General features: G+C 72.0%; 20 protein-coding genes and 1 pseudogene. 12 read left to right on the plus strand and 9 right to left on the minus strand.

What is annotated here, in order from left to right; translation table 11 throughout:
* Nucleotides 1-47: 47 nt before the first annotated feature.
* Nucleotides 48-1,094: a PHP domain-containing protein gene (locus KUM44_RS43275; RefSeq protein ID WP_217215248.1), complete on the minus strand. Its 1,047-nt coding sequence runs from the start codon at nt 1,092-1,094 to the stop codon at nt 48-50.
* Between the two features lie 144 nt (nt 1,095-1,238).
* Between KUM44_RS43275 and KUM44_RS43280 the strand changes: the two genes are divergently transcribed.
* On the plus strand, nt 1,239-1,475 hold the full coding sequence (locus KUM44_RS43280) for a hypothetical protein (protein ID WP_217215249.1): 237 nt from the start codon (nt 1,239-1,241) through the stop codon (nt 1,473-1,475).
* Between the two features lie 39 nt (nt 1,476-1,514).
* Here the strand turns inward: KUM44_RS43280 and KUM44_RS43285 are convergent.
* Nucleotides 1,515-2,363 (minus strand): annotated as a pseudogene (locus tag KUM44_RS43285) (family 16 glycosylhydrolase); the annotation flags it as partial.
* Nucleotides 2,364-2,545: 182 nt separating this feature from the next.
* Here KUM44_RS43285 and KUM44_RS43290 point away from each other — a divergent pair.
* Complete coding sequence (locus tag KUM44_RS43290; RefSeq protein WP_217215251.1) at nt 2,546-3,325, plus strand: sulfite exporter TauE/SafE family protein; 780 nt, start codon at nt 2,546-2,548, stop codon at nt 3,323-3,325.
* Between the two features lie 197 nt (nt 3,326-3,522).
* On the opposite strand, the gene KUM44_RS43295 is transcribed toward KUM44_RS43290, so the two are convergent.
* The gene (locus tag KUM44_RS43295; RefSeq protein ID WP_217215252.1) at nt 3,523-3,999 is read right to left on the minus strand and encodes a VanZ family protein; all 477 of its coding nucleotides are present in this window, start codon (nt 3,997-3,999) and stop codon (nt 3,523-3,525) included.
* A 464-nt stretch (nt 4,000-4,463) separates the two neighbouring features.
* Between KUM44_RS43295 and KUM44_RS43300 the strand changes: the two genes are divergently transcribed.
* Genes KUM44_RS43300 through KUM44_RS43325 form a run of 6 tightly spaced genes read left to right on the plus strand, consistent with a single transcriptional unit; the run spans nt 4,464 to nt 8,194 of the window.
* Nucleotides 4,464-4,646 carry a hypothetical protein gene (locus tag KUM44_RS43300; protein WP_217215253.1) on the plus strand — a complete coding sequence of 61 codons (183 nt, stop codon included), beginning with the start codon at nt 4,464-4,466 and terminating at the stop codon, nt 4,644-4,646.
* Nucleotides 4,643-5,095 carry a monovalent cation/H+ antiporter complex subunit F gene (locus tag KUM44_RS43305; RefSeq protein ID WP_217215254.1) on the plus strand — a complete coding sequence of 151 codons (453 nt, stop codon included), beginning with the start codon at nt 4,643-4,645 and terminating at the stop codon, nt 5,093-5,095. The genes KUM44_RS43300 and KUM44_RS43305 overlap by 4 nt, the downstream gene beginning before the upstream one ends.
* The gene (locus tag KUM44_RS43310; protein ID WP_217215255.1) at nt 5,088-5,339 is read left to right on the plus strand and encodes a hydrogenase subunit MbhD domain-containing protein; all 252 of its coding nucleotides are present in this window, start codon (nt 5,088-5,090) and stop codon (nt 5,337-5,339) included. The genes KUM44_RS43305 and KUM44_RS43310 overlap by 8 nt, the downstream gene beginning before the upstream one ends.
* Nucleotides 5,336-6,076, plus strand: a complete 741-nt coding sequence (locus tag KUM44_RS43315; protein WP_217215256.1) for an MnhB domain-containing protein — start codon at nt 5,336-5,338, stop codon at nt 6,074-6,076. The genes KUM44_RS43310 and KUM44_RS43315 overlap by 4 nt, the downstream gene beginning before the upstream one ends.
* A gap of 7 nt (nt 6,077-6,083) precedes the next feature.
* A complete protein-coding gene (locus KUM44_RS43320) occupies nt 6,084-6,434 on the plus strand; it encodes a sodium:proton antiporter (protein ID WP_217215257.1) in 351 nt (116 codons plus the stop codon).
* The gene (locus KUM44_RS43325; RefSeq protein ID WP_217215258.1) at nt 6,434-8,194 is read left to right on the plus strand and encodes a complex I subunit 5 family protein; all 1,761 of its coding nucleotides are present in this window, start codon (nt 6,434-6,436) and stop codon (nt 8,192-8,194) included. Before KUM44_RS43320 ends, KUM44_RS43325 begins: the two co-directional genes overlap by 1 nt.
* 15 nt (nt 8,195-8,209) lie before the next feature.
* Here the strand turns inward: KUM44_RS43325 and KUM44_RS43330 are convergent, their stop codons facing one another.
* Both KUM44_RS43330 and otr(A) read right to left on the minus strand, forming a co-directional pair.
* Nucleotides 8,210-8,872 carry a DUF4230 domain-containing protein gene (locus tag KUM44_RS43330; RefSeq protein ID WP_217215259.1) on the minus strand — a complete coding sequence of 221 codons (663 nt, stop codon included), beginning with the start codon at nt 8,870-8,872 and terminating at the stop codon, nt 8,210-8,212.
* 22 nt (nt 8,873-8,894) lie between these two features.
* Nucleotides 8,895-10,826 (minus strand): tetracycline resistance ribosomal protection protein Otr(A), encoded by a 1,932-nt coding sequence (gene otr(A), locus KUM44_RS43335; RefSeq protein ID WP_217215260.1) that lies wholly within the window; start codon nt 10,824-10,826, stop codon nt 8,895-8,897.
* A gap of 197 nt (nt 10,827-11,023) precedes the next feature.
* Here otr(A) and KUM44_RS43340 point away from each other — a divergent pair, with 197 nt between their 5' ends.
* Nucleotides 11,024-11,977, plus strand: a complete 954-nt coding sequence (locus KUM44_RS43340) for a ribose-phosphate pyrophosphokinase (protein ID WP_217215261.1) — start codon at nt 11,024-11,026, stop codon at nt 11,975-11,977.
* A gap of 5 nt (nt 11,978-11,982) precedes the next feature.
* On the opposite strand, the gene KUM44_RS43345 is transcribed toward KUM44_RS43340, so the two are convergent.
* On the minus strand, nt 11,983-12,363 hold the full coding sequence (locus KUM44_RS43345; RefSeq protein WP_217215262.1) for an anti-sigma factor antagonist: 381 nt from the start codon (nt 12,361-12,363) through the stop codon (nt 11,983-11,985).
* A 173-nt stretch (nt 12,364-12,536) separates the two neighbouring features.
* A complete protein-coding gene (locus tag KUM44_RS43350; protein ID WP_217215263.1) occupies nt 12,537-12,974 on the minus strand; it encodes a MarR family winged helix-turn-helix transcriptional regulator in 438 nt (145 codons plus the stop codon).
* Between the two features lie 103 nt (nt 12,975-13,077).
* Between KUM44_RS43350 and KUM44_RS43355 the strand changes: the two genes are divergently transcribed.
* A complete protein-coding gene (locus KUM44_RS43355) occupies nt 13,078-14,529 on the plus strand; it encodes an aldehyde dehydrogenase (protein ID WP_217215264.1) in 1,452 nt (483 codons plus the stop codon).
* A gap of 25 nt (nt 14,530-14,554) precedes the next feature.
* Nucleotides 14,555-15,661 (plus strand): NAD(P)-dependent alcohol dehydrogenase, encoded by a 1,107-nt coding sequence (locus tag KUM44_RS43360; protein WP_217215265.1) that lies wholly within the window; start codon nt 14,555-14,557, stop codon nt 15,659-15,661.
* Between the two features lie 27 nt (nt 15,662-15,688).
* On the opposite strand, the gene KUM44_RS43365 is transcribed toward KUM44_RS43360, so the two are convergent.
* Nucleotides 15,689-16,639 carry an NADP-dependent oxidoreductase gene (locus tag KUM44_RS43365; RefSeq protein WP_217215266.1) on the minus strand — a complete coding sequence of 317 codons (951 nt, stop codon included), beginning with the start codon at nt 16,637-16,639 and terminating at the stop codon, nt 15,689-15,691.
* 71 nt (nt 16,640-16,710) lie between these two features.
* Here KUM44_RS43365 and KUM44_RS43370 point away from each other — a divergent pair, with 71 nt between their 5' ends.
* Nucleotides 16,711-17,688 (plus strand): GlxA family transcriptional regulator, encoded by a 978-nt coding sequence (locus KUM44_RS43370; protein WP_217215267.1) that lies wholly within the window; start codon nt 16,711-16,713, stop codon nt 17,686-17,688.
* Nucleotides 17,689-17,712: 24 nt separating this feature from the next.
* On the opposite strand, the gene KUM44_RS43375 is transcribed toward KUM44_RS43370, so the two are convergent.
* Nucleotides 17,713-19,347, minus strand: a complete 1,635-nt coding sequence (locus KUM44_RS43375; protein WP_217215268.1) for an amidohydrolase — start codon at nt 19,345-19,347, stop codon at nt 17,713-17,715.
* Between the last annotated feature and the right edge of the window lie 14 nt (nt 19,348-19,361).

Raw genomic sequence — 19,361 nt, forward strand, 5'->3', positions numbered from 1 at the left:
CCCTTTCCTGGCGCGAACCGTTCCCCTGGCGCGGGACGAGTACCACGTCAGACGCCCGTCACTCGGGCCGGTGTCCGTCCCTCGTAGGTCCAGGCCAGCAGTTCCTCCACCCTCCAGGTGGTCACCACTCGCTCGGCCGGCACCCCGCACTCCTGCGCGCGAGCGCAGCCGAGGATCTGCCAGTCCAGCTGCCCGGGGGCGTGCGCGTCGGTGTCGATCGAGAACAGCACGCCCGCGTCGGCGGCCCGGCGCAGCAGCCGGCGCGGCGGGTCCAGCCGCTCCGGACGGCTGTTGATCTCCACCGCCGTGCCCGACTCGGCGCACGCGGTGAACACCTCGTCCGCGTCGAACTCCGACTCGGGCCGCCCCCGTCCGGTCACCAGCCTGCCCGTGCAGTGCCCCAGCACATTCGCGTGCGGATCGCGTACGGCCCTGACCATGCGCCGGGTCATCGAGCGGGCGTCCATGCGCAGCTTGGAGTGCACGGACACCACCACGACGTCCAGCCGGTCCAGCAGCTCCGGCTCCTGGTCCAGCGAGCCGTCCTCCAGGATGTCGCACTCGATGCCGGTGAGCAGCCGGAACGGCGCCCAGGTCTCGTTCAGCTCCGCCACCACGTCCAGCTGCTCGCGCAGCCGCTCGGGGGACAGCCCCCGGGCCACGGTCAGCCGCGGCGAGTGATCGGTCAGCGCCGCCCACTCATGCCCGAGCCCGGCCGCCGTCCGGCCCATCTCTTCGATCGGGCTGCCGCCGTCCGACCAGTCGGAGTGCAGGTGGCAGTCCCCGCGCAGCAGCGCCCGCAGCCGCCCGCCGGCCCGGGCGTCGGTCCCGGCGGACTTCTCGGCCTCGCCCTCCAGCTTCGCCAGATAGCCCGGCGTCCCACCCGCCAGTGCCTCGCGGACCACCTGAGCCGTCTTCGGGCCGACGCCCTTGAGCGACTCCAGCGAACCGGCCTCCGCCCGCTCGCGCACCTCGCCCTCGGGGAGCCCGGCGAGCACGCGGGCGGCCGTCCGGAACGCACGGACGCGGTAGGTCGGCGCCAGGGCCCGCTCCAGCAGGAAGGCGATCCGCTCCAGGGCCTCGACGGGGTCCATCGCCACCTCCTCCTCCAGACTTCCCCAGGCTCCCCGGGGCCGCACCCCCGGACGGCCGACGCGCTCCCGCCACCTGACGCCGGCCGAAGGAACCGTGGACGGCTGAAGGAACCGTTGACGCGGGTAGCGCTCTACGCTCTATTCATGACCGAAAGCGCGAGCCCGCACATATCACACCCGCGGATCATGGTGCTCGGGGTTCAGCCGAGTACGCCCCCGTTCCGCATCATGGAGATCGACGGCATGGTCGTCGGTCAGGCGAGGACCATCACCGACGTCCTGGAGTATGCCGCCGCCTTCGGCATCACGGTCCATGACCTGGACGACCCGGACGTGGTCCGCTGGGTCGGCGGAGACAAGTTCACCTGGCACCACCACTAGGGCCTGTCCGGCAGGTCACCCGACCGTCCGCGGTGCCGTCGCTCCGGCGCCGGTGGTCACCGAGACATGGTCCACCACCAGCTGTTGCGGAAAGACCGTGGAGCCGTCCGGGTCGCCGGGCCAGTGGCCGCCGACGGCGAGGTTCAGGAGCAGGAAGAACGGCTTGTTGAAGACCCATTGCCCGCCGCCCAGATCGGCGGGTGTGCGGCGCTGGTAGACGTTCCCGTCCACGGACCAGGTGAGGGAGTCGGGCGCCCAGTCGACGGCGAAGGTGTGGAAGGCGTCGGCGAAGGCCTGCCCGCCCGGCAGGGAGCAGGCGGCGCCGATGCCGCCCGAACCGGAGTAGCCGGGACCGTGGATCGTGCCGTGTACGGTCGACGGCTCGAAGCCGACGTTCTCCATGATGTCGATCTCGCCGGAGTCCGGCCAGTTGACGGGCGTGCCCAGCATCCAGAACGCGGGCCACATGCCCTGACCCCGCGGCACCTTCAGCCGCGCCTCGACATGCCCGTACTGGGCGGTGGACTTCCCGGCGGTGTTCAGCCGGGCCGAGGTGTACTGGCAAGTGCCGTACCAGCACTGGTAGTTGGCGGGGTTCTCGCGGCGGGCCGTGATCACCAGATGGCCCTGGCCGTCCAGCGCCGCGTTCTTGTTGCCCGAGGTGTAGTACTGCCGCTCGTGGTTGTTGACGTTGTCGCCGGTCTCGATCTGCCACTTCGATGCGTCGACCGCGGCGCCCGCGGGCCCGTCGAAGGTGTCGGAGAACGTCACCGCCGCTGCCGGGACGTCCGGTTGCCCGGCCCGTGCCGGGCCGACCGCGGCGGACGCGACCAGGACGGCGGACAGTGCGGCGAGCAGAGACGTGCGGAGCAGGCGTGGGGAGGCCATCGTGCTCCCTTCCGTACGGCGGCCCGCGGGGCGGGGTGCGCCGACCGATGTGGGGGGGGGTAAGGGCGTCGCCACTTGATTCAAGGAGTGAGGTAAGGGGTCGTCAACACCTTGGTACGGACCAGAAGTCGGCGGGGAACCTTCGTCCGCCGCCGAACTGTCCAGTTCCTAGGCTTCTCACCATGAACGCCGCACACCTCGGTGAACTGCTCGCGATCCTGGGCGCGGGCATGGCAGCCGGAGCCGTCAACGCCGCCGTCGGGTCGGGGACGCTGATCTCGTTTCCGGTCCTGCTCGCCACGGGCCTGCCGCCGGTCACCGCCACGGTCTCCAACGCGCTCGGACTGATCCCGGGCTCGATCAGCGGAGCCGTCGGATACCGCGCCGAACTCCGCGGCCAGCGGCGCCGCATCCTGAAGTGGAGCACCGGCGCCCTGCTCGGCGGGCTCACCGGGGCCGCGCTGCTGCTCGCCCTGCCCGCCTCGGCGTTCGAACGGATCGTGCCGGTCCTGGTGGGACTCGCCCTCGTGCTGGTCGCCCTCCAGCCGCTGATCAGCAGGAGGCTGCGGGTTCGCCGGACGGGCAAGGAACGCTCCGCGCGACCCGACGGCGGCCCCCTGCTGCTCCTCGGACTGACCCTGGCCAGCGTCTACGGCGGCTACTTCTCCGCCGCCCAGGGCATCATCTACGTCGCCCTGATGGGCATGCTCCTCGACGACGGCCTGCAACGCCTCACCGCGGTCAAGAACGTGCTCGTCGCCGTGGTCAACTCCGTCGCCGCGCTCTTCTTCCTCGTCGTCGCCGACTTCGACTGGACGGCCGTGGCCCTCCTCGCCGTCGGCTCCGCAGTCGGCGGCCATCTCGGAGCCACCGTAGGCCGCCGCCTGCGTCCCGCCGTCCTGCGCACGTTCATCGTGGTGGTCGGCACGGTGGCCATCGTCCAGCTTGTCCTGCGGTTCTAGGCCCTGTCGTCAAATTCCCGCCTGCCGGGCGGCGCCATGCACGCTCCCCCAGAGGGGGGACCCCACTCGCCGCACCGGGCGCCGAGAGCACGCTCCCCCACCCTCGAACCGCGCTTCGCTCGGCTCGGGCGGGAGGTGCCCCCACGGCGCCGCGCGGCCCGCCCTTCGGGCGGACGACGGGAATGTGACGACAGGGCCTATGAGCTCTTGCCCCGGGCCTTCCCGGAGCGCGACCCCCGCGCGTGCACGGCGCGGCTCAGCCGCCGCCCCAGCAGGAGGTAGCCGACCAGGGCCCCGGTGGTGTTGAGGATGACGTCGTCGATGTCGAAGGCGCGCCCCGTGACCAGGGCGCCCTGGGCGAACTCGACGAGGAGCATGACGGTCGCCGTCAGCAGGAGCACGCGCAGCGCACCGCGTGTCCTCGGGGCGACGACGGGGACCAGGACGCCGAACGGCACGCCCAGCAGCAGATTGCCCCCGATCTGCCGGACCGCGTCGCGCAGTTCGGGCTGGTCCAGATAGGCCCGCAGCGACCGGCCCGGCCGCAGGTTGGTGTGCGTCAGGGCCTCCGACGCGGGGGACGGCTCCAGGGTGAGCTTCGCCAGGACGACGGCGAAGGCGACCATGAACGCGAACGCGCACACCATCGCCAGCAGCCGGGCGAGGAAGCGCAAGGGATGCCGCCCGGATCGCGGGGACGGCTCGGGCTTTGTGGTGCGCCCGGACTTGGCGGAGCGCTCGGATGTGGCTGTGCGCCCGGATTTGGCGGCGCGTCGGGACTTGGCGCCCCTCGCGGACCTGCCGGTACCTCGGGACTTCGCGCCGCCCTCCGATGCGCCGGCGCCGGCGGACTTGGGATCGGGAGTGCCGGGGTGCAACGCGCCACGCGAACGTGGGGTTCCACGGGCCATGCGGTCCTCCAGTCTTCAACTTCCCTTCGTAGTAAGGGGATTACCCCGGACCGGCGTCACAATGCCCACCGTCCGGCTCCCGGTCCCGGCCGCCCGCGGTTTCCCTTCACGCTGTCGGGGCACTCCGGGCGGAGGCCCGCGCGCGCCGCCGCCTCTGTCACCCGAGGCGGTGTTTGGATGGCGCGGAACGGAAGTAACGGACATCTGGCCCACGGAGGTGACGCAGCATGGACCGGCGTACGACGCTCGTCGCCACGGCCGAGTTCCTTGCCTGGTGGGCCGCGCTCGCCATGCTGTGGCTGATCCTCATCAGCGCCGTGGACACCCTGGAGCTCGCTGTCGGCGCGGGCGTCGCCGCCGTGGCCGCGCTCGCCGCCGTCGCCGCCCGCCGGGCGGTGACCGGACGATGAACGGCTGGCTTCTCGCGGCGGCCCTCGTGCTCGGCGGAGGAGTGGGCGCCACCCTCTGGGGCGTCGCCACCGGACCGCTGCGACGCCGGGTCGTGGCGCAGAACCTGTCCACCGCCCTGGCCTGCCCCGGACTGCTCCTCCTCGCCCAGGGCTACGACCGCCCCGCATACGTCGATCTCGCCCTGGTCCTCGCCCTGCTCGGCCCCGTCGGCACCCTTGTCTTCGCCCGTCTGCTGACCGACGAACTCGCCGAGGACCCGCCCCGCGCCCGGAGCGTGACGTGGGTCGCCGCAGGGCTCGGCGCGGCCGTGGTCGCACCGCTGTGCGCGGCGGTCGGACCGAGCCGGGCGATGGCCAAGCTCCTTCTCGTCGGCGCGCTGCTGATCGGCGGGAACCTCGTCGCCTCGCGCGCGCTGTCCGGTGGAATCGCGGGGGTGCGCGGTGGCTGACGCGGTCGTCGTCGTCGCGCTGCTGCTGGTCGCCGGCTCCGCGACCGTGGCCGTACTGGTCCGCGACCCCGTGCGCCAGGCCCTCGTCCTCGCCGTCTCCGGCGTCGTGCTCGCCGTGCTGTTCACCGCCGTACAGGCACCGGACGTCGCCCTGTCGCAACTGGCCGTCGGTGGTGCCCTCACGCCGCTGTTGCTGCTCCTCGCGGTCCGCAAGGTCAAGCGGCGCAAAGGGCGGGAGCGATGAACCCGCGCACCCGGCTCGGGCTCGTCGCCTTCGGCGGGGCCGGCCTCGCCGTGCTCCTCGTCGTCGCCTGTCTGCGGCTGCCGCCCTTCGGCGGCGACAGCCACCCGTACGGCGACCGCGCGGTCCGCACCTCCCTCGCCCGGCACACCGCCAACACCGTCGCCTCCGTCAACTTCGACCAGCGTGCCTTCGACACCCTCGGCGAGATGACCATCCTGTTCGCGGCCGTCGTCGGCTGTGTCGTCCTGCTGCGACAGACCCGCGACGAACACCGCGCCCGCCCCGAACCCGCCGACGTCGCCGAGCCCGTACGCCGCTACGCCCTGATCGTCCTGCCGATCGCCCTGGCCACCGGCCTGTACGTCATCGCGCACGGCCAGCTCAGTCCCGGCGGCGGCTTCCAGGGCGGCGTCGTCGCCGCCACCTCCCTGCACCTGCTCTACCTCGGCGCCGACTACCGCGCCCTGGAACGCATCCGCCCGGTCGGCCTGTACGAGGTCGGCGACGCCGTATCGGCCTCCGCCTACGTCGTCACCGGCCTCGCGGGCCTCGTCGGCGGTACGGCCTTCCTCGCCAACACCCTGCTGCCGTACGGCACGTTCAACACCCTGTCCTCCGGCGGCACCGTGCCGCTGCTGAACGCGGCCATCGGCATGGAGGTCGCCTGCGCGGTCGTCGTGCTGCTCGCCCGCTTCCTGGACCAGGCCGTCGAGATCGAGGAGGAGAGCGGGAAGTGAGAGCGCCGTGACGGACGTCCTGCCGTACCTCGTCGCCGTATGGGTCTTCCTGGCCGGTTGCTACGGCCTGGCCACCAGCCGCAATCTGATCCACGCCGTCGGCTGTCTGTCCGTGTGCCAGTCCGCCACCTACGTGCTGCTGCTGGCCGTCGGATACCGCGACGAGGCCACCGCTCCCGTCTTCTCCGACATCGAGCCCGGCTCACGCCCCGTCGTCGACCCCGTCGTGCAGGCCCTCGCCCTGACGGACGTCGTCGTCGGCGCCACCGTCACCGCCCTCCTCCTCGCCCTCGTCATCCAGGTCGCCAAACGGCACGGCACCGTCGATCCCGACGAACTCTCCGAGCTGCGCGGCTGATGAACGACCTGCTTCCGCTGCTCGTCGCCGTACCGCTCCTCGGGGCCGCCCTCCTGGTCGCGGGCGGACGCCGGGTGCCCCGCGTCCTCGCCGAGTCCGTGGGCTGTGCCGTCTCGGCGGGCACGGCCGTACTCGCGATCGTGCTGTTGCTGAACTCCTCGCCGCCGATGACCGAATGGGTCGGCGGCTGGTCGCCCGCCGACGGCCGCAGCGTGGGCATCGTCCTGGTCGGGGACGGCGCGGGTCTCGGCATGGCGGCTCTGGCCTCCCTGCTGACCCTCGCGGCGCTGGCGTACTCCTGGCACTACTTCGAGGAGCCGCCACGCCGGCACGCGGGCTCGTTCCCCGCGCTGATGCTGCTCCTCCAGGCCGGGATGTGCGGGTTCTCGATCGCGGGCGACCTCTTCAACGCCTTCGTGTGGTTCGAGCTGATGAGCGTCGTGGCCTACGCACTGACGGGTACCCGGGTCGAGGAGGCCAAGGCCGTACAGGGCGCGCTGACCTTCGGCGTCGTCACCTCCCTCGGCGCCTACGCCATGCTGATGGGCATCGGTTTGCTCTACGCCCGCACCGGCGAACTCGCCATGACGCAGATCGGCCGCAGCCTCGACGCGCACGGGCCGCCGGACGCCCTGGTCCTCGCCGCCTTCGTCCTCGTCCTGACCGGCCTGCTGGTCAAGGCGGCCGCCGTTCCCTTCCACTTCTGGCTCCCGGACGCCCACGCGGTCGCGCCCACGCCCGTGTGCATGCTGCTGTCGGGCGTCATGGTCGAACTCGGCGTGTACGGCGTCTGGCGGGTGTACGGCACCGTCTTCGCGGGGCCCGGCGGCATCCCGGCCGCCGACCTGGAACGGGTGCTCCTCGTGCTGGGCGCGGTGACGGCGGCGCTCGGCGCGGTCATGTGCTGGTACCAGCGGCACGTCAAACGACTGCTGGCGTACTCGACGGTCGCCCACACCGGGCTGTTCCTGATCGGCATCGGCGTCCTCACGCCCGAGGCCGACGACGGGGTCGCGCTGTACGTCCTCGGACACGCCGGAGTGAAGGCCGCCCTGTTCGCCTGCACGGGCATCCTCCTCGACCGGTACGGCACCGTCGACGAGCACACCTTGCACGGACGGGCCCGGGAACTGCGGGGCGTCGCCGTGCTGTTCGCCGTGGCCGGACTGGCACTGGCCGGACTCCCGCCCTTCGGCACGGCGTTCGGCAAGGCCGTCACGGAGGAGGCCGTCGGCGGCCCGGTCGTCGCCCTGTACGTCGCCGCGAGCGCGGTTACCGCCGGGGCCGTACTGCGGGTCGCCGCACGGGTGTTCCTGGGGCTCGGGCCGACCCCCGAGGACGACACCGAGTACGAGACGACCGGCGCCGGGGAGCGCCCCGAGACCCGGCACCGGCTCAGCCGCGTCCCCGACACCATGACCGCGGTCCCCGCCGTGCTGCTCGCCGGCTCGCTCGCCGTCGGCGCGGCCCCCGGCTTCGGCGAGATCGTGGCGCACACCGTCAACGAGGCCGGGTCCGGCGGTGCCGTCGTTCCCGCACCGCATTGGAGCCCGGCCGGTGTGCTGCTGGACCTCGCCTCCACGGTGCTGGCCCTCGGCCTCGCGGCCCTGGCCGTCACCCGGCCGGCGCTCCTCGCCGCCCCGGACCGCGCGCGCCCGCTGCGACGTCTTCAGTCCGGGCACGTCGGGGACTACGTGGCCTGGGTACTGGTGGGAACCACGCTGCTCGGCGCGCTGGCCCTGCCGGGCCTGCTGTCGTAGCCAGGACCGTGGGGATCACGTCCCGTATGTCACCTTCACCTCCTTGAAGCCGAGGGAGTGCAGCAGGCCTTCGAGCATGCCGGTGGTGTTGGTCTCGGCGCGTGCGGTCAGGCCGCTCTCCTTCGCCGCGTCGCCGATGTGCCGGACGGCAAGTTTCTGCACGGCCTGTTCGCTGTTCGGGTTGTCCGAGAAGAGATCGCCGAGGCGGTCGAGGAGACCGCGCTCCTTGGAGACGGCGTAGGAGCGGTCGGGGTCCAGGGCCGGTGTGCCGAGGGCGGCGTGCGGCAGACGGAGCGTGGCGGACGTACGGTCCTCATTGACCGTGACGTCGTCCTCGCCGACCTTTCCGAGGTCGACATAGGCGTCCACGGTGCCCGCGCCGACGTACAGCGTGCGGGTGCCGCGGATCGCGTCGGGCAGGAACTTGGCGTCCTTCTCCAGATCCACGACGATCTGGAAGTTTCCGGAGGCGGCTTCGTAGCGGCTCATGTCCTGGATGGACTGAAGCAGCGCGGGACCCGAACGGTCGTTGGTCTCGGTGCCGAACAGGTCCTTCAGACCGGGGATCACGCTCAGCCGGATCCCGGCGAAGAAGACGACGAGCACCAGGATCAGGGCGCTCACCACCTTCGCCCAGCCGGGCATGCGCTTGTCGATGCGCTTGACGGGAGTCGTCATGGCGACGTTTCTCCTTCCCTCTTCAACCAAGTACCCCCAAATCCCTTGCCGGACCTGTCTGTTGGCCGCGCTTCAGCTCCCGGTCCCCGGACACCCGCGACCACCACACCCCTTCGCCATGCGTGAGCCCCGGCAGCCGCAGCTCGACCTCCCGCACCCGCCGGGCCGGCAGCTCGCCGGTGATCAGCCATGACGTCGATCCGCCCGTCGTACCCGTGAACTCGGCTCCGCACGAGGCGAGGTGGGCGGAGACCGGAGACAGGGCGTCCAGCGGGACTTCCGTCTCGAAGGCGTGGTACGGCTCGTACCGCCGTGTCCCCGCCCGCTCCAGCGCGCGGTGCAGCACGATCGGGGTGAGCCCGCGGAAGTCGGCGGCCGTGCTGATCGGCGCGGAGTAGCCGGACCGGGTCAGTGTCACCCGGTAGTCGGTCACCGGCGCGCCGGACGGGCCCGTCTCCATCGTCGTGTGGACCGTGTCCTCGATGGCCTGGTGGAAGGCGCGGGGGAGTGCGCCGAGTTCCGTCTCGTAGGTGAACACCCCGCCCGAGCCACGCGGTCCCGGTTCGACCCGCAGTCCGATCGTCGCCCAGTACTTGGTGTGGTCGTGCCACGGCATCTGCGCGCAGGCCTCGCCGACGCCCCGCGGACGCTCCAGCATGCGCACCCGGCCCGGCTCGAACTCGGCCTGCACGCCGAAGTCCTGCGCGAGGGTAGCGGCGAGCACTTCCATCTGCACCTCGCCGTACAGCAGAAGCGCGGTGGCGCCCGTGGGCGTGGGGCGGGCGTGGATCAGGGGGTCCTGGTCCGCCAGGGTCAGCAGCGCCGTGCGGAGCGGCGCCGCCTGGACGGGGTTGCGGGCCCGGACCAGCGTCTCCAGTGTCGGTGGTGCGAACTGCGGCGCACGGGCCGTGAGTTCGCCGAGCCGGTCGCCGACTCGGATGCCCGGGACGCCGGTGAGCGCGGCGATGTTCCCGGCGGTGAGGATCTCGGCGCCGCCGATCACGTCGAGGTGCGTGGCCCTGCCGGTGACCTCGGTGGTCCGGCCGTCGGCCGCGCGGCGCAGGAACGTCAGCCGCTGACGCCGGGCCACCTCACCGTCGTACAAACGCAGATACGCCGTCCGCTCACGGTCGGGGCCGGGCCGTACGGCGAACACTGTGCCGCGCGGTGCGCCGGTCCCGGACGCCGGCGCCGGAGGGATGAGCCGGGTGATGCCCTCGACCAGGTCCGGGATGCCCTGGCCGCCGAGCGCCGAGCCGAAGAAGACCGGGTGGAAGGAGCCGTCGGCCGTCCGGGCGGCGAGCGACCTGCCCAGCTCGTCCGTGGTCGGTTCGGGGCCGTCCACGATCCCTGCCAGGATGTCGGCGTCCACCTCCGCGAGCGCCTCGGCCAGGTCGGCGCGGCCCTGGGGATCGGCCGGCGAGTACGGTCGCACGCGGGCGTCGGCAGTGCCGAGTCCCGTCACCGCGTTCAGCGGCGCGACGGTCGGCGCCAGCCTGCGGCGGATGTCGGCGAGCAGGTCGTCCGAGCGGGCGCCCGCCCGGTCGATCTTGTTGACGAACACGACCGTGGGCAGCCGCAGCCGCCGCAAGGTGCGCATCAGTACCCGCGTCTGCGCCTGCACGCCCTCCACGGCGGACAGCAGCAGCACCGCGCCGTCGAGGACCTCCAGGGCCCGCTCGACCTCGGCGATGAAGTCGGAGTGCCCGGGGGTGTCGATCAGGTTGACCTGGGTGTCGCCGACGGTGAACGCGGCGACGGCGGAGCGGATGGTGATGCCGCGCTGCCGCTCGATGGCGCCGTCGTCCGTGCGGGTGTCACCGCCGTCGACGCTGCCGAGCCGGGTGATCGTGCCGTGGTCGAAGAGCAGTCGCTCGGTGAGGCTGGTCTTACCGGCGTCGACGTGGGCCAGGATGCCGATGTTCAGGATGTTCGGGGTGTTCGGGGTGTGCATGCGGGATGGAGTCCTCGATGACCGTGGGCCGGCAGGGGCGCTGGGTGCTGTCGAGGAGTCGGCGCATGTGAGGGATCCTGACGTGAGGGAACGCGGACGCCGCCATCATGGCGTGGCTGCACAGGCGGACGGCAAGCGAATTTCGGGTCCCCGTAGCATGACCCCGGGAGCAGAAACGATCATGCGAGGAGCCGAGCGTGCGAGAGATCGCCGTGTTCAGCGGCAGTGCCCACCCCGAGCTGGCGGCGGAGGTCTGCGCTCATCTGGGGGTGCCGCTCAGTCCCACCCGGGTCAGCCGGTTCGCCAACGACTGCCTTGAGGTGCAGCTTCAGGCCAACTGCCGGGAACGGGACGTCTACCTCATCCAGCCGCTGGTGCGGCCCGTCCAGGAGCATCTCGTCGAGCTGCTGCTGATGTGCGACGCCGCACGCGGGGCGTCCGCGCGCCGGATCACGGTCGTCATGCCGCACTACTCCTACGCCCGCTCGGACAAGAAGGACGCGCCCCGGATCTCGCTCGGCGGCCGGCTCGTCGCGGACCTCATGGTGGCCGCCGGCGCGAGCCGCGTGCTCGCCATGACCCTGCACGCGCCCCAGGTGCACGGGTTCTTCACGGTGCCGGTCGACCACCTGCACGCGCTGCGTGAACTCGCCGCGCACTTCCGGCAGTACGACCTCTCCCGTACGACCGTCGTCTCGCCCGACCTCGGCAACGCCAAGGAGGCCGCCGCGTTCGCGCGGATGATCGGCGCGCAGGTGGCCGCGGGCGCCAAGCAGCGGTTCGCGGACGACCGGGTCAGCATCAGCTCCGTCATCGGCGAGGTCACCGACCGGGACGTGATCGTTCTGGACGACGAGATCGCCAAGGGCAGCACCGTCCTCGAACTCCTCGACCGGCTACGGGAGTTGGGGCCGCGCTCGATCCGCGTCGCCTGTACGCACGGTCTGTTCGCGGCCGGTGCGCTGAAGCGGATCGGCGAGCAGCCCGACGTACTGGAGATCGTGTGCACCAACACCGTGCCGGTCCCCGTGGAGGAGCGCACCGAGAAGCTGCGGGTCCTGTCCATCGCCCCGGCGCTCGCCGAGGCCGTGCGCCGCATTCACAACGGGGAGTCCGTCAGCGCCCTGTTCGACGCGCCGGGAACCGAGTAGACGCCTCATAACGTGCCGGACGTGGCCTCCGGCTGGTTCAGGGCCGCGTCCAGCGTCGGGTGCGGGGGCAGCAGCCGGGACAGGCCGGTGATCCTGAGGACGCGCAGGGTGAGCGGGTGGGTGCAGACCAGGTGCAGCTGCCCGCCGTGGTCGAGCGCCCGGCCGCGGGCGCGGTAGAGCAGGCGCAGCCCGGAGCAGTCGAAGAACTCGATCCTGCGCAGGTCGATCACGACCCTGGCGTCGGGGTGTGCCGTCACCCGGTCCAGGTATGGCGCGATTTCGACGGCGGCCGCGATGTCGATCTCGCCGTGGAACTCCAGCACCGTGTGTCCCCGGTGCCGGTGGACGCGCAGATGCCGGCTGAACGGCGCAGGATCCTGCTGCACGACGACATCGCCTCCAACCTGCTCACTTGCGGCGGGCTACTCAAATCCAGTCCCCGCACTGCAAGTTACCCTCGAACGACCGAATTTGAGCATGTTCGATTGACATATGTCTTCGAATTGCGACAGACGTTTCGCCGACTGCTGCGCGGGATGCGCGAGATGCGCGGGCGTGACTACGACAACGCGTGCCAGGACTTGCTGAGGGCCTGGCGGAACTGCTCGGCCTGGTGGGCCGTGAGGTCCCGCACCATCCGCTCCTCCAGCTCCCGCACCTGCCCCGCGTGGCGCGCCAGCAGCTCACGGCCGGCGTCGGTCAGCAGGATCAGCAGCTCGCGGCGATTGCGGGGATTGCGCTCCCGGCGGACCAGCCCGCGGCTCTCCAGCGACCGTACGAGATCGGCGATCGACTGGGCCGTGACGAACGAGTCGCGGGCCAGCTGTGCGGCCGACAGTCCGTCGTGCCGCTCGAGGACGGTGAGTGCCGTGTACTGGAGGGCGGTGATCCCGGACGGCTTGACGAGCTCGTCGAGGTGGGAGCGCACGACCAGCTCCACCTGCTTCACCATGTAGAGAAGCGACGGAGCTGCCTTGGTCACCTGGGTGTCGAGCATGAGTTCAGCCTAGAGCATTGACAGGAAACCTGTCTGTAATGAGACTGCGGACCAACAGGAATCCTGTTTGTTGAAATCTTGGCGATGGAGCTGGGGAGTGGCGATGACCACCTTCGAGATCGAACCCGGTCGGCTGTTCATCGGGGGCCGGTGGCGCGAGGCCGCCGACGGAGCGCGCACCGAGGTGGTCGACCCGTCCCGCGGCACGGTCCTCACCACGGTCGCGGACGCCGGTGCCGCCGATATGGACGCGGCCGTGCGCGCCGCGCGGGACGCCTTCGACGACGGCGCCTGGTCCGGGCTGAGCGGCCGCGAGCGGGGCCGGGTGCTGCGCCGGGTCGCCGCGCTGATCCGGGAGAACGCGGACACGATCGCCGAGCTGGAGAGCCGCGACGTCGGCAAACCGATCACGCTCGCGCACGCCGTCGACGTCACCAACGCCGCCAACGACTACGAGCACTTCGCCGCCCTCGCCCACTCCCTCGACGGCTCCGTCCGGGACACGCCCATGAACGCCCTCGCCTACGTCCGGCGCCGGCCGATCGGCGTGGTCGCGGCGATCACCCCGTACAACTTCCCCCTGATCCTGGCCGGTTCCAAGATCGCCCCGGCGCTCGCGGCGGGCAACACGGTGGTGCACAAGCCGGCCGAGGAGACCCCGCTCAGCGCCCTGTACATGGCCGACCTCTTCAAACGGGCCGGGGTCCCCGACGGCGTGGTCAACGTCGTCACCGGCGGCCCCGCGGCCGGCGAGGCGCTGCTGCGCAACCCCGGGGTCGACAAGGTCGCCTTCACCGGCTCGACCGGCGTCGGCAGGAAGGTCGCGGCCATCGCCGGGGAGTCGCTCAAGCCGGTGACCATGGAACTCGGCGGCAACGCGGCCCACGTCGTCTTCGAGGACGCCGACCTGGAGAAGGCCGTCGGCGCGGTCATCAAGGGCTTCGTCTTCAACACCGGACAGTTCTGCATGGGCGGACCGCGGCTCCTGGTGGCGCGCCAGGTCTACAGCACCCTGCTCGGCATCCTCGCCGACGCCGTGCCCGGCGTACCGCTCGGCGACCCGCGCAAGCCGGAGACCGTCATCGGACCGATGGCGGGGGAGCGGCATCTGCGCAAGGTGGAGGAGTACGTCGACCTGGCCCGCAAGGACGGCGGCCGCATCGTCTGCGGCGGCGAGCGCCTCGACCTCGACGGCGGCTACTACTACAAGCCCACCGTGATCGCCGACCTGCCGGACGACTCCCGCGTGATCCAGGAGGAGATCTTCGGCCCGGTCCTCACCGTCCAGCCCTTCGACTCCGAGGACGAGGCCGTCGAGCTCGCCAACTCCACGCCGTACGGTCTGGCCTCGGGCATCCAGACCGGCAGTCTGGCCCGCGCCCACCGGGTCGCCGACCGCCTCCAGGCCGGGATCGTCTGGGTCAACGACTGGGCGATGCTCGACCCCGCGGTCCCCTTCGGCGGCGTCAAGGACTCCGGCTTCGGCCGCGAGTACGGCCCCGAGGCGCTCGACGCCTACACCACGACCAAGTCCGTCGTCGTCTCGCTCGACTGAGCGCCCCCGCCTAGGAGTTCGTACGATGTCCATCCCCACCCGCGCCGCCGTCGTCGAGTCCGGCGGAGCGCCCTTCACCCTCTCCGACGTCGAACTCGCCGAGCCCGGTCCGCACGAGGCCGTCGTCCGCATGGTGGCGACCGGCCTGTGTCACACCGACCTCGGCGTGGCGAGCGGCGGACTGCCCTTCCCGCTGCCCGGCGTCCTCGGCCACGAGGGCGCGGGCGTCGTCGAGGCCGTCGGCCCCGCCGTGACCGGCGTCGCACCCGGTGACCACGTCGTGCTGTCCTTCACTTCCTGCGGTGACTGCCGCAACTGCCGCGGCGGACACCCGGCGTACTGCGCGACCTGGCTGCCGCTGAACCTCATCGGCGGCCGCCGGGCCGACGGCACCAGCACGATCAGCCGGGACGGCGAGGACCTCGGCGGCCACTTCTTCGGACAGTCCTCCTTCGCCGAGCGGGCCCTGGTGGACGAGCGCAGCCTGGTCAAGGTCGACCCGGAGGTGCCGCTCACCTCGATCGCCCCGCTGGGCTGCGGTGTGCAGACCGGAGTCGGCGCCGTCTGGAACGTGCTGAAGCCGGTCACCGGCAGCACGGTCGTCGTCCTCGGCGCCGGAGCCGTCGGCCTGTCCGCCGTCATGGCCGCCGCCCTGACCCCCGCCACCAACATCGTCGCCGTCGACCGGGTCGCCGAACGCCTCTCCCTGGCAAGGGAGCTGGGCGCCACCCACACCGTCGACGCGGCCGAGGCCGACCTCGGCGAGGCGCTCGCCGGGATCACCGGCGGACAGGGCGCCGACGGCGTCGTGGAGACCACGGGCAACGTCGGCGTCCTGCGCCAGGGCGTCGACGCGCTCGCCGCCCGCGGCACCCTGGTCGTCGTCGGCGCCCCGCCGTTCGGTACCGAAGTCGCCCTGGACGTCAACGGGTTGCTCGGCGGAAAGCAGGTCGTGGGCCTCACCCTCGGCGACGCCGAGACGCAGACCTTCATCCCCGCCCTGGTCCGGCTGGTGAAGGAAGGGCGGCTCCCGCTGCACCGCCTGATCAGCACCTATCCGTTCGCGGAGATCGACCAGGCGGTGCGGGACATGGGCGCGGGCAAGGCGATCAAGCCCGTGCTGACCTTCTGACCCGGGCCCTTCCGGCCCCGGTCGGCCTCAGTCGACCGTCAGGACCAGTTTCCCCGTGGTCCGGCCGGTGTCACCGAGCGCGTGCGCCTCGGCGGCATCGGCCAGCGGGAAGGTGCCGGCGATCTCGACGCGCAGCTGCCCCTTCTCGACCAGGTCCGTGATCGCCCGCAGGTCGGCGCGGTCGGCGTCCACGAGCATCCGCACGGCCCGTACGCCGAGCCGCTCGGCCTCCTCGTGGAACTCGTCCGACCCGACCGGCAGGATCGAGACGACGACGCCGCCCGGGCGCAGCACCTTCAGTGAGCGCACCGAGGTCTCACCGCCCAGGGTGTCCAGCACCACGTCCACGTCCTTCACCGCCTCGGCGAAGTCCGTCTCCCGGTAGTCGATCAACTCGTCCGCGCCGAGGCCCCGCAGGAACTCGTGCTTGCCCGCGCTCGCCGTGCCGATCACATACGCGCCCCGCGCCTTGGCGATCTGCACGGCCACATGCCCGACCCCGCCGGCCGCCGCGTGGACCAGCACCCGCTGGCCCGGCCGCACATCGGCGTACTCGACCAGGGCCTGCCACGCGGTCAGCGAGACCAGTGGCAGCGCGCCCGCCTGGGTGTGGTCGATCGAGGCCGGTTTGTGGGCGAAGGTGCGGGCCGGCGCGGTGACGTACTCGGCGTGCGAGCCGTGGCCGAACGGGTAGGACAGCATGCCGAAGACCTCGTCGCCGGGCCGGAACCGGGCGACGCCGATGCCGACCGCCTCGACCACACCGGAGACGTCCCAGCCCAGGACGAAGGGCGGCTCGCCCAGGAAACCGCCGTTCGCGCGGTGCTTCCAGTCGGTCGGATTGACGCCGGCGGCTCGTACGCGCACCAGTACCTCGTTCGGGCGCGGCGTCGGGCGCTCCAGCTCCACTTCCTTCAGAACCTCGGGACCGCCGAGGACGTCCTGGCTGATGGCTCGCATCGTGTTCTCAGTGCTCATGGTGAAACAGCCTGCCCGGGCCCGCCGCTCCGGAAAATGGCACGATTGCCAACCTTCGATAGGATCGTGCCATGCGTGGTCGTCGAGACGAACGAGATGAACGACAGGTGGAACGGGTCGTGGTACTGGCCCTGGACGGCGTCTACCCCTTCGAGCTCGGCATCCCCAGCCGGATCCTCGGCGCGGCCGACGGCCGGTACGAGGTGCTGACATGCAGCGTCGACGGCCGGCCGGTGCACAGCACCGCGGACTTCACGATCGGCGTCCAGTACGGCCCGGAGATCCTCGCCACGGCCGACACCGTGGTGGTCGCCTCCATGGCGCCCCCGTACATCCCCATGGAGCTGCCTGCCGAGGTCGCCGCCGCCCTCGCGCTGATCCGCCCGGACGCACGCATCGTGTCGATCTGTACGGCCGCCTTCGTCCTCGCGGCGGCGGGCCTGCTGGACGGACGCCGGGCCACCACGCACTGGCAGGTGACCGACGCCTTCCGTCGCCTCCACCCGCACATCGACCTGGACCCGGACGTCCTCTTCGTCCACGACGGCAGGATCCTCACCTCGGCCGGCGCGGCCTCCGGCGTCGATGTCTGTCTGCACATCGTCCGGGTCGACCACGGCCACGAGCTGGCCAACGCCGTCGCCCGGCGCTGCGTCGTACCCCCGTTCCGGGACGGCGGCCAGGCCCAGTACATCGAGCAGCCGGTTCCGGAGAGCGGCGCCGCGAGCACCGCCGCCACCCGTGCCTGGGCCCTGGAGCGCCTCGGCGAGCCCCTCACACTGACCGACCTCGCCACCCATGCCGGGATGAGCCTGCGCACCTTCGCCCGCCGCTTCCACGACGAGGTCGGCCTCAGCCCCGGCCGCTGGCTGATCCAGCAGCGCGTCGCCCGCGCCCGGCATCTGCTGGAGTCCAGCGACCTGTCGGTGGACCGGATCGCCGGCCAGGTCGGCTTCGCCACGGGCGCCTCCCTGCGTCAGCATCTGCACGCCGCGATCGGGGTGTCACCGCAGGCGTATCGCCGTACGTTCCAGGCGGCTGCGCGGTGACCGGACGGTGGTTCGCGTGACTTCTCACGCCTCCGCAGCGGCGTACACGCGCGTGCCCCCGACGTAAGTGAGGGATACCCGCGTCTGCGCGATCGCCTCCACCGGCCCGGCGAACGGATCGCGGTCCAGGACCACGAGATCCGCGAGTGCGCCGGCCCGTACCTCGCCCGTGTCGTCGAGGTGGTTCACATACGCCGAGCCCGCCGTGTAGGCGGTCAACGCCTCGGCGAGCCCGATGCGTTCGCCCGGCAGGAACACCGGGGTGCCGTCGGCGTCCGGGGCCACCCGGTTGACCGCCACATGGATCCCGTGGAGCGGATCAGGGCTGCTCACCGGCCAGTCGCTGCCCGCCGCGAGCCGGGCACCGGAGCGCAGCAGCGCGCCGAACGGGTACTGCCACGCGGCCCGTTCGGGGCCCAGGAACGGAATCGTCAGCTCGTCCATCTGCGGTTCGTGCGCGGCCCACAGCGGCTGGATGTTCGCGGTGGCCCCGAGAGCGGCGAACCGTGGTACGTCGGCAGGCTGGACGACCTGGAGGTGGGCGAGGTGGGGCCGCGTGCCGCTCGGCCCGTTCGTGGCCCGCGCCGCCTCGATGGCGTCCAGCGCGTCGCGTACGGCCCGGTCGCCGAGGGCGTGGAAGTGGCACTGGAAGCCGAGCGCGTCCAACTCGGTGACGTATTTGGGCAGTTGCCCGGGGTCGATGAAGCTGGTGCCCCGGTTGGCGGTGGCGCAGCCGCACTTGTCGAGATAGGGGTCCAGCAGCGCCGCCGTTCCGGTCTCGGCGACACCGTCCAGCATCAGCTTGACGCTGCCCGCGCGGAACCGGCCATGGCTCAACGCGGCCCGCCGCTCGACCAGTTCGGGAATCTGCTCGGCGCCCCGCTCGCGGTCCCACCACAGCGCACCGACGACGCGGGCGGTGAGCGAGCCGTCCAGCGCGGCCGCCACATACGCATCGGCCGGGTCGTCCATCCCGAGGAAGTCCCCGACCAACGCGTCCTGCCAGGCCGTGATGCCGAGCGCGTGCAGATGCCGTTGGGCGTGCAGCAGCGCCGCCAGCCGGTCGGCCGGGGTGGTCGGCGGGGTGAGCCGCCCCACCAGCTGCATCGCCCCCTCCTGCAAGGTCCCGCTCGGCTCACCCGAGGCGTCCCGGTCGATCCGCCCGTCGGCCGGGTCGGACGTGTTCCGCGTGAGGCCGGCGAGCGCGAGGGCACGGCTGTTGACCCAGGCCCCGTGATGGTCGCGGTTGGGCAGATACACCGGCCGGTCGGGCACGACCGCGTCCAGCAGCTCCTTCGTCGGCGTACCGCCCGCGAAGGCCTCCATCGACCAGCCGCCGCCCGTGATCCACTCCCGCTCCGGGTGCGCGTCGGCGTACGCGCGCACCGCGGCGAGCGTCTCGTCGGCCGTCCTGGCCCCGGTCAGGTCGCACTGGGAGAGTTCCAGCCCGGCCGGCACCGGATGCACGTGCGCGTCCTGGAATCCGGGCAGCAGCAGCCGCCCGGCGAGGTCCACCACCTCGGTCCGCGGCCCGGCGAGATCGTGCACCTCCTGGTGTCCTACGGCGGTGACGCGGTCGCCGGTGACGGCCACGGCGGTCGCGGTGCGGCCCTCGGGAGTGAGGACTGGGCCGCCGGTGAAGAGGAGATCTGCGTGCATGATCCGTTTCCTGG

This window comes from Streptomyces sp. AC550_RSS872, from assembly GCF_019049285.1.
GTDB lineage: Bacteria > Actinomycetota > Actinomycetes > Streptomycetales > Streptomycetaceae > Streptomyces.